Consider the following 8,221-nt stretch of genomic DNA (forward strand, 5'->3'; position numbering starts at 1 on the left):
CCGCCAGTCAAGGCCACGGTAGGTGCGCTGGTGTACCCAGTACCGCCGGAGGTGATTTCGATGGACGAGACCGTGCCATCGACGCCGACCGTCGGCACGATGTCGACGCCATCAGACCAGCCAACCGCCCAGCTGATGCTCTCGATGCTGTCGTCTTCGGACAACTGATGCAGGCGAACGTGGGATGCGTTGCGCGGATCAGCATTCAGCGTCAACGATGCCTGGCCAGGGGTACGCAGACCGCGCATATAGGTCCGCACCTTGTTACTCAGGCACGTGGTTTCGATCTGGTCAGCAGGGTTGCCGCCGGGGTTGAAAGCGGTAGCGCATTCGATTTCAAGGATTTCGAAGACGGCCGGATTCGCAATGGTGGGCACGAGCGCGTAGATCTGGGTTCCTTGGGAAAGGATCGACATGGCGTTCTCCAAATGTCGGGCATAAAAAAACCCGCACTCGGCGGGCTGGTTTCTGGGGTTTGGTTATCGGCGGACTATCCAGTCCACGCTGAAGCTGTAGCGGTATCGGCCTGTTTCGCTGTCTCGGTCCTCACCGTTGTAGCTGGCCACCGAGGCGGATAGCTCCACGGCATACTCCACCGCCTGGCCCGCGGCGCGTGCCTCGGCAGCGGTGGCAGCGTAGACATCAATCTGCAGGGCGTGGCTCTCAACGTCCGGGCGGCCGGCCAGGTAGTTGTCAGGCGAACCGTTGATGATCTGCCAGACGCAATACGTGCCTGCGGGGTTGTCCGGGGCCAGGCCGAACAGATAGAGCCTGGTCGGATTCACGCCGAGCAGCGCGGTCACTGCCGGGTCGGCCGCAGCCACTTGGAAAATTGGTGGATACTTCATGGGCCCGCCTTCTTGGCTGCACGCTTGATCGCTCGGTCCAGGGCCTTATCGAACTCCGACACGAACATGGCTGTGGCCGCCTCGATGTTGTCCGCCAGGGCCTTTCGCATGAACGGCTTCGCGGCCATTTTCGCCGTGCCGAACTCCAGGAACCGCCAGTAAAACGTGTCACCGCCGGGGTTGCTTTGGTCGCCCCCAGTTTCAAAAGTGCCACCGGCCCGCCCGCGGCGGGTGTGATAGTTGTTCTTCTGCTTGGCACCGCCGAGCACCCCGACACGAAAACCGAGGTCGCCGCTCTGCTTGAAAAGGCGATTGTTCCAGCGCAATGCGATGTTCTTGGCGATCTCGGTGGAAGTTTCCGGATCGTTCAGGCCCGCGGCGTTCTGCCGAGCCGCATCTGCGACCAACTGAGCGGCCTTCCTCAGCGCCGCCCGGCCGCCCTTGCGCCTGGTGTCATAGCTGATAGCGTCAAACTTCCCCAGAAGCGACTCAAGGCCGCCAATCTTGAACTCGATCACCTCAGCCATCATTGACCCCTTCGCTGCAGGGCAGCGTCAGATAATCGAGGCCGCTCTTTGGATCGGGTAGCACGCCCTGGATGTTGTAGATCTTGCCCCGATGGATGATCCGCATCGTTGCCTCCACTCCCTCACGCCGACGAATACCAATCCGCGCGGTGACTTCAACCTGGGTAGCCGCAGCGGCAATAAACTCGCGAGCTGATAACGGCTCGACGCTGGCCGGAACCTTCTCCCAAACATCAATCCAGGACTTCACCATTTCCCCAGTTACAGGGTCCTGCGCGAAGCTCGGGCGTTGAAAGTCCACCCTGTGCCGCAACTTGCCGGCCCTCATTACACACCCATCCGGATGCGATATGGCATCAGCAGTGACTTTGACGCCTGGGGCAACTCGACGGCGGTAACCCCCACCACCACCTCCTCACGGTTGGCGAAAAGGTGCCCTAACTTCAGCAGGCAGGCGGCCGTGATAGCCGCATTGATGACAATTCCATACTCGTCGAGATCAATCTGCTCGTAGGCATCGGCGAGAGCCTGGCGAGCCTGCTCGCGCAGTCGACACCTGATATCGGTGTTATCCGGATCATCGGCGATCACCAGTGCGGCCTGATACTGGGCAAGCGCCGCTTTGGTGCGCAGGACTGTGTCCGCCTTGGCCTGATCGACACCGGCCTGATCTGCGAAAAATCGGCGCTGCAAAAACTGCTGTGCCGCTTCCTCTGCACCGTCCAGCTGCGCCTGGATCAAAACCTGGTCTTCAGGCTCGGCGAGCAGGTGCTTCATGGCCAGGTCGATGTCGATCACGCTCATGTTCACTCAGCCTTGTTTTTTGGTTTTCCTGCGGGCTTGCTTTGCGGCTCGGGAGCTTTCTTGTTTTCGGGCTCCGGCGCCGCGCTCACGCTGTAGTCCTCGACGAGGCCAAGCCGGTGCAGTTCGGCCGCCCGGAACTCGTCAGCGGTGATCGTGGACCCGCGCTTGGCATAAACATGCCCATCGAGGAATCCCTTTTTGGTTGTCAGTTGAATCTCTGGCATGGCGCATCGCGCCCAGTCGCCCGGGCGCGCTCCTGATCAGTGAAAGGAAGGAACCGCGATTACGGCGTTGGGTCTTCGAACTCGCCGTGCACGAAGGACTCGGGACGGTACACCGCCAGCGCCAGACGCTCCTCGGCACGGATGGTGACCATGTTGGTGCGGAAGTTGTCGCCGTCTTCGGTCGAGACCTCAACAGCCGCATCTTCACGGTCGAAAACCTGGGCTGCGATGTTCATTGCGCCTACCAGGAACTCGCCTTCCGGGACGGCGTTGCTGTCCACCACTGGCAACTTCCAGAGGCGTTGGACGCCGCCCTCCTGAACGTTGACCCAGATGTAGGAGCCGGTACTGTCCTTGGTCAGCTCGATGTCTGCCCAGTCCACCGGGTTCAAAGCGATGGCCGATGCACGATACTCCGCGACACGAACCTGAAGGATGGCGCGGCGCAAGGTGTCGATTTTGGTGTCGCCGGCCTTGCGCAGTGCCTCGTTGAAGGCAGTTGCTTGCGGAATCAGGCCGAGCAAGTTCTGGCCGGTGCCGTCGCCCGCCAGGATCTGCTCCTCTTCCTTGTACTTCAGGCCGTAGATCGCTCGGCCATTGATGTAGCTTTGCAGGAGCGGGATATCCGACAGCACCTGCTTCGAAGCCCGGAACCAGTGAGCGATGGTTTTGACGGTGGTGGTGACCAGACCGAACGACAGGTCGGACTGAGCCTTGAGCGCACCCTCGCCCGCCTGGGGAGCAGCCATATTCTGGAAGCCGGTCTCCTGCACGAACTCGATGGCGTTCGAGGAGGTCCGGCCAGGCATGATCAGGTCACGGATGGTGAACTGGCGTTCCGGGTCGGTAATGATTCCCGGCACCCGGGTGGGCTGAATGCCTACACCTACACCGCCGGTACCCGAAGTGCTGCTGGTGATGTTGGTCACCGCTTTCAGGCGCAGGCGGGCCCGGCCATGGTCTTCTTTGACCAGGTTCTGGAAGCTTTCGGATTCGGCAAGCTGTTCGCCGAAGGACTTGGTATCTGCCGGATCGTTAGCCGCGAAACGACGAGCTATTTTCTGCTCGATCTCGTTCAGACGATCCTGCAGCCCCAGGCCATCCTTCACCAGGCCGTCGAGGACGGTTTTGGTGTCGGCCAGGATGGTGCCGTGCTCTTTGATTTCTTGACTCGCCTTCTCGGCGAATGCCTTGATTTCCTTGTCGCGCTGATCCAGCAGGTCGTTAACAGCCTTCAGCTGGACCTGGTCGTTGGCGTGTTCTTTGCGCTGCATCTGGCGGCTTTCGGCGCGCGCCTCATTGCTCATTGCGTTATGCATGGTAAATCCTCAAAACGATGGGAGAGAGAGTGCGGGGCGCGACTTCAGCGCCTCGACGAGTTCGGCTTCTGCCAGGTCGCCCACGGACTCGCTCCGGAGCAGATGCTGCAGCCCGCGGTTGGCAATCACCGCAGACTGAGTTTTCGAGAAGCCTGCCTCGCACAGGAGCAACTCAAATTCGGGAAGCGACGGAAGACCGCCGTGGGCCAACTTCGACTTGATGGTGTCGGTGCGCGCTTCGTCGTTCGCGGGGACCGTCACAATGGAAATCTCCACCAGGTCCAGCTTGGTCAGCGTGCGGATACGGGTCTTCTCATCGAAGCTCGAATCACGCACGTAGTAGCCGATGGACAGGCCGGTGATCGAACGAGACTTCATGCCCCGGTAAGCGATCCGCGCGTACGGTGCGTCCGCCATCCACAGCTCGCCGTCACCGAAAAGCCCACGTTCGTCCTCCTTCAGGGACTCCAGGGCCCAGGAGCCGATGGGCTCACCAGTCCTGTGCTGCCACAGCACTGGCAACGTGCGGCCCTTTGCTTTGAGTTCGGCGATCGAGTCGAGGAAGGCGCCAGGCGCGACGACCTCGTTGTAGCTGTCGACCACACCGAACACGGAACCGTAGCCAGAAAAAAGGCCGTCATCACCGACAGCCTTCACGTCATAGTCGAATGAGCGGTACTTCACCGCCAGGGACTGGTCCTTATGCTTCATTCCTGGTTCCCCTTGGGTTTGTCATTGAGCCAGTCCAATAGCGCTGAACGGGCTTGCTGGGCATCGCCGCCACCCTCGCCCAGCTTGTCGATTGGCAACATGTTGGATTGCACGGTGAGCTTCGCGGCGTTACCGCCTTCTGGTGCCAGGTTCTCCTTGATCCGGCACTCATCGCGCGTGTATATGCCGTTTTGCGTCATAGAACTGTAGAACGCGGCCCTGGCTGCGCTGTCGGCGCGCAACAAGCCTTCAGGATTGAACTTGGCGTAGAAACGACGCCGCTCCTCTGGCCGAAGCAGGCGGCGATTGATGCTTTGCTCGATCCGCTTCATCCAAGGCAGCAGGGTGAAGCTCAGGAAGCCAATCATCTGCTGCTCCATACCGGTGCCCCAGCTAGTGCTGTTCTGGGTGTGCCCGACCATCCACGGTGGAACGCGGAACCAGCGACAGATCTCCTCGACGTTGAAGGCCCGGGTTTGAAGCATCTGGGCGTCTTCAGGTGTCATCGACACCTGCTGGTACTTCATGCCCGCTTCCAACACCATGGTTTTCCCCGTATTCACGGCACCGGCGAACTTGGCGGCCATGTCCTCGCGGATGTCTTCTCGCTGGGCCTTGTTCAGGATTTGGTCGGTAGAGAGCACGCCGCCAAGCTTCATACCGTTGGCGAACATCTTGCTGGCCGACTCATCGGCAGCCATTGCCGCACCGAAAACGTTACGCCCCATGGCCAGGGGACTCAGGCCGCACAGCGGATCGGTACCGAAGCCGCGGGTATGCATCATCTGCTCGTCCAGCAGCGTGTGAGACTTGCCTTCACTATCCGTGAACCGGTACTCGATCGCCCCGCTGCTGGTGCGCCTTGGTGGCGATACAGCTTGAGGAAGCAGAAACTCCAGCGAGGAAAGCTCACGCCCCACGCGATGGGGTTCATTGAAGCTGTTACCGCTCAACAGGAGACTGGCTACCACACACTCCCAGAACTCCACTGGAGTCTGGTCGGCGTTCGGCTGGATACTGATCACGCGGTGGACAGGGTGCGTTGTGGCAACCGTCGGCACACCGTTTTTGTCCTCATAGAGAGCTATCGGTAATGTCGCCAAGGTTTCAGCTATAAGGCGAACGCAGGCCCACACCGTGGACAGTTGGAGCGCGGTTTGCTGGCTCACCGTTTTGCCAGATGCGGAGTCGGTTCCGTAGTAACCGTTCCAGAACGCAGCATCACCCAATCCGATTCGCCGACCCACCCAGCCCGCCAGCGAGGACTTCACTATTCCCGGCTCAGCCGACTTAAACAGAGCCTGGCGAAGCACAGACTTGAGGGGTTTATTCACTGGTCAGCCCCTTGCGAATGAAGCCGGCGGCCAGCAGGAACGCCACGCCGCCGGCAATAAGAGACCAACCGAGGCCGGCCAGAACAAAAATGCCGCCAACTATCAGGCAGAACCCGGCCACGGCCGCCAGCAGAAATATGAGGAGGCCTGTATTCATGGGTATTCCTGTTATCCAACAATGATGGGGCTTGAGAAAAAGTCGCTGATGTTGCCGCCGTTATCCTTGACCAGGATTAGCGCACGACCTATCGCCATGATCAGCGCGACCGCGCCGTCGATTTTGTTGTCTTCGCCCTGCTTTATCGGGCGGACAACGTCATCGTTGCCGGGGAGGTTTTTTCCGATCACGTTACCGATGCACCAGGTCATGATCGGATTGCCGTCATGGTGGAAGCGTCCAGACTCAATCGCGGCTTCCAGTTCTTTCATCGGGTCCGACATGTTCGTGTAGTTTTGCGTGATTGTGATCGGATTGAAGCCTTCGTCATCGAGGTCGTGGCTCAAGCCTGTGGCACCGTGGGGGTCAATAGGACATTCACGCACAGGAGCGTGATGATTGGCCTCCTTGGTGTCTTCCAGGATTTCTCGATAATCGACTTCAGCACCGTCAGTGACTTCCAGATGCTTGGATTGAATCCAGGCCTGGAACCGCTCAGACATCCGCTTATTGTCTGTGTCAAACGCCGTGTCGTAGGGCACCCAAAATTTTGGGCCGACGCTGTAATAATGGATTCTGCCATCGATGATTCGCCAAAACAGGCGAGCCCTTGAGTTCATGTCCAACTTGCGCGCCAAGTCGAAGCCGGCTATCCACTCTTGCCCCTCGAACAGATCCAACGTCAGCGTGGTGTCTTCGCAAGCTTTCCAGCTTTCCATGTTGTAGAAGCCGGATTTGGCGCTAACCCAGAGGTTCAGGTGCTTCGTTTTGAACGTGTTGGTAAAGCGTGCCGAACGGATCGCCCGAGCCTGCTGGCTTTCCAGATACTCCTGGAACACCGAAACCCCATGGTTGGGGTTGGCCTTGGCCAGCATTTTCGGATCCGTCCAGTCGTCCCCCTCATCCAGCGTCCAAATCCAGCCGAACAGTTCCTCGTCGGGCACGGTGCCCTCGAGCATTTCGATTACCTGCCGGCGCTTGTCGTAGCACGGACCCTCGATGTCAGCACCGGCCGTGGTGATGATGAACATCAGCGGCTGCCGACGGGCGCCCATGCCGGTGAGCATGGTGTCGTACTGGGCTGAGGTCGGATGCTCGTGATACTCGTCGACTATGGCGCAGCTGGGTGACGCACCGTCGCCGGGGTTGCCAATCAGGGGCTCGAAGCGACTGAAGTCCGCGGGAATATTCATGTTCGAGGCGTTGACCTCGATGCCGGCCGCCTCGACCAACATCGGCGACTTGCTGACCATGAGCTTGGCAGGCCGGAAAACTTCCCAGGCTTGCTTCTCCGTTGTCGCGCCGGCGTACACCTCGGCGCCGAATTCACCATCAGCCACGAACATGCTGATGCCCACACCGCCGGCGACAACAGACTTCCCGTTCTTGCGAGGCACCTCCCAGTAGCTCTCGCGGAACCGGCGGTGTCCGCCCTTCTTCTTGACCCAACCGAACGTCACCGCCAGGCCGAACAGTTGCCAAGGCTCAAGCGTTATCAACTGACGCTTGAATGCCCACTCGCCCTTCGTGTGAGGCAGCAGCTGGATCAGCTTCAGCTTCTTCTCAGCCTTTGCAGGATCGAACTTGAAGCGGAAACCGCGCTTTCGGCTGGCGGCCAGATCATCGAAGTGGCGTTGAATCGCCTGGTGGATGTATCGGCACGCCGGCACTTTCCCGCGCAGAACAGACCGAGCCCACGCCATCGCCTTGTCAACGTTGGCATGCGCGGCTTTGGTCATCAGGAACTCAGTAGTTTGGCGAATTCATTGGTTGAGGTTTGCTTGTTCCCGCCGATGATCCTGGTGCGACTGGAGGGATCCAGGCCCAGCAGCGAACCGAAGGTCACCAGTTGTCGCATCGATTCATTCGCCGCGGTGAGTGCCGGGTTCTTCATGGGGCTGCCCTGGGCTGACTCGACCACGATGCCGAACTGCTGGACCGCCTCTTCTGCCATTCGCCACTTGTCATAGGCGGTGCAGAACGCTTCGACGTTGTGCAAATCAGTGAGCGCAACAACATGCTCGCGCAATAATTCAGGTATCAGCATCCGCCACATGGTCGCGGCCCGAGGGCTCAGCCAGTCCGGCGGATCAATATTTGTGACCGTTGAAAACTGCGGTTCGGCCTCGTTCAAGGCCCTCTTACCGGGGTTCCCAGCGAGTTTCTTCTGGGCCGTCGGCTTGGGTTTGCGACCACGGCCGGCGACCGTGGCGGTGCCCCCCATCGCGCAACTCCTGATTTTTTAATTTCGCGGTCGTGAAAGAAAGGCTGAGGGCGCGGTCTAGAAGCCAAAGGGC

Annotated in this window: 12 protein-coding genes; all 12 read right to left on the bottom strand. The window is 59.7% G+C overall.

The window, feature by feature from the left end; translation table 11 throughout:
* Positions 1-416 (bottom strand): phage tail tube protein (locus BLP82_RS29505; protein ID WP_305883188.1); only part of this gene is annotated, 416 nt, incomplete at its 3' end.
* Positions 417-479: 63 nt separating this feature from the next.
* Complete coding sequence (locus BLP82_RS29510; protein ID WP_092176979.1) at positions 480-848, bottom strand: tail completion protein gp17; 369 nt, start codon at positions 846-848, stop codon at positions 480-482.
* A complete protein-coding gene (locus tag BLP82_RS29515; RefSeq protein ID WP_092176982.1) occupies positions 845-1,375 on the bottom strand; it encodes an HK97-gp10 family putative phage morphogenesis protein in 531 nt (176 codons plus the stop codon). Before BLP82_RS29515 ends, BLP82_RS29510 begins: the two co-directional genes overlap by 4 nt.
* The gene (locus BLP82_RS29520; protein WP_092176985.1) at positions 1,368-1,703 is read right to left on the bottom strand and encodes a phage head closure protein; all 336 of its coding nucleotides are present in this window, start codon (positions 1,701-1,703) and stop codon (positions 1,368-1,370) included. Before BLP82_RS29520 ends, BLP82_RS29515 begins: the two co-directional genes overlap by 8 nt.
* A complete protein-coding gene (locus BLP82_RS29525) occupies positions 1,703-2,179 on the bottom strand; it encodes a head-tail connector protein (RefSeq protein WP_092176988.1) in 477 nt (158 codons plus the stop codon). Before BLP82_RS29525 ends, BLP82_RS29520 begins: the two co-directional genes overlap by 1 nt.
* Before the next feature lie 2 nt (positions 2,180-2,181).
* Entirely contained in the window at positions 2,182-2,403 is a 222-nt protein-coding gene (locus BLP82_RS29530; RefSeq protein ID WP_092176991.1) for a hypothetical protein, read from the bottom strand.
* Positions 2,404-2,462: 59 nt separating this feature from the next.
* Positions 2,463-3,722: a phage major capsid protein gene (locus BLP82_RS29535; RefSeq protein ID WP_092176994.1), complete on the bottom strand. Its 1,260-nt coding sequence runs from the start codon at positions 3,720-3,722 to the stop codon at positions 2,463-2,465.
* Positions 3,723-3,731: 9 nt separating this feature from the next.
* Positions 3,732-4,433, bottom strand: coding sequence for an HK97 family phage prohead protease (locus tag BLP82_RS29540; protein WP_092176997.1), 702 nt, complete (start codon positions 4,431-4,433; stop codon positions 3,732-3,734).
* Positions 4,430-5,767, bottom strand: coding sequence for a phage portal protein (locus tag BLP82_RS29545; protein WP_256576690.1), 1,338 nt, complete (start codon positions 5,765-5,767; stop codon positions 4,430-4,432). Before BLP82_RS29545 ends, BLP82_RS29540 begins: the two co-directional genes overlap by 4 nt.
* Positions 5,760-5,924 carry a hypothetical protein gene (locus BLP82_RS31340; RefSeq protein ID WP_092177000.1) on the bottom strand — a complete coding sequence of 55 codons (165 nt, stop codon included), beginning with the start codon at positions 5,922-5,924 and terminating at the stop codon, positions 5,760-5,762. The genes BLP82_RS29545 and BLP82_RS31340 overlap by 8 nt, the downstream gene beginning before the upstream one ends.
* A gap of 11 nt (positions 5,925-5,935) precedes the next feature.
* Positions 5,936-7,663, bottom strand: coding sequence for a terminase large subunit (locus tag BLP82_RS29555; RefSeq protein ID WP_092177003.1), 1,728 nt, complete (start codon positions 7,661-7,663; stop codon positions 5,936-5,938).
* Positions 7,663-8,148, bottom strand: a complete 486-nt coding sequence (locus tag BLP82_RS29560; protein ID WP_092177005.1) for a phage terminase small subunit P27 family — start codon at positions 8,146-8,148, stop codon at positions 7,663-7,665. Before BLP82_RS29560 ends, BLP82_RS29555 begins: the two co-directional genes overlap by 1 nt.
* Positions 8,149-8,221 lie beyond the last annotated feature (73 nt).

This window comes from Pseudomonas sp. NFACC37-1, assembly GCF_900101575.1.
Classification (GTDB): Bacteria; Pseudomonadota; Gammaproteobacteria; order Pseudomonadales; family Pseudomonadaceae; genus Aquipseudomonas; species Aquipseudomonas fluorescens_AA.

Coding starts and splice junctions, on each gene's coding strand:
- BLP82_RS29510 (WP_092176979.1), bottom strand. CDS start 848: ATGAAGTATCCACCAATTTTCCAAGTGGCTGCGGCCGACCCGGCAGTG.
- BLP82_RS29515 (WP_092176982.1), bottom strand. CDS start 1,375: ATGGCTGAGGTGATCGAGTTCAAGATTGGCGGCCTTGAGTCGCTTCTG.
- BLP82_RS29520 (WP_092176985.1), bottom strand. CDS start 1,703: ATGAGGGCCGGCAAGTTGCGGCACAGGGTGGACTTTCAACGCCCGAGC.
- BLP82_RS29525 (WP_092176988.1), bottom strand. CDS start 2,179: ATGAGCGTGATCGACATCGACCTGGCCATGAAGCACCTGCTCGCCGAG.
- BLP82_RS29530 (WP_092176991.1), bottom strand. CDS start 2,403: ATGCCAGAGATTCAACTGACAACCAAAAAGGGATTCCTCGATGGGCAT.
- BLP82_RS29535 (WP_092176994.1), bottom strand. CDS start 3,722: ATGCATAACGCAATGAGCAATGAGGCGCGCGCCGAAAGCCGCCAGATG.
- BLP82_RS29540 (WP_092176997.1), bottom strand. CDS start 4,433: ATGAAGCATAAGGACCAGTCCCTGGCGGTGAAGTACCGCTCATTCGAC.
- BLP82_RS31340 (WP_092177000.1), bottom strand. CDS start 5,924: ATGAATACAGGCCTCCTCATATTTCTGCTGGCGGCCGTGGCCGGGTTC.
- BLP82_RS29555 (WP_092177003.1), bottom strand. CDS start 7,663: ATGACCAAAGCCGCGCATGCCAACGTTGACAAGGCGATGGCGTGGGCT.
- BLP82_RS29560 (WP_092177005.1), bottom strand. CDS start 8,148: ATGGGGGGCACCGCCACGGTCGCCGGCCGTGGTCGCAAACCCAAGCCG.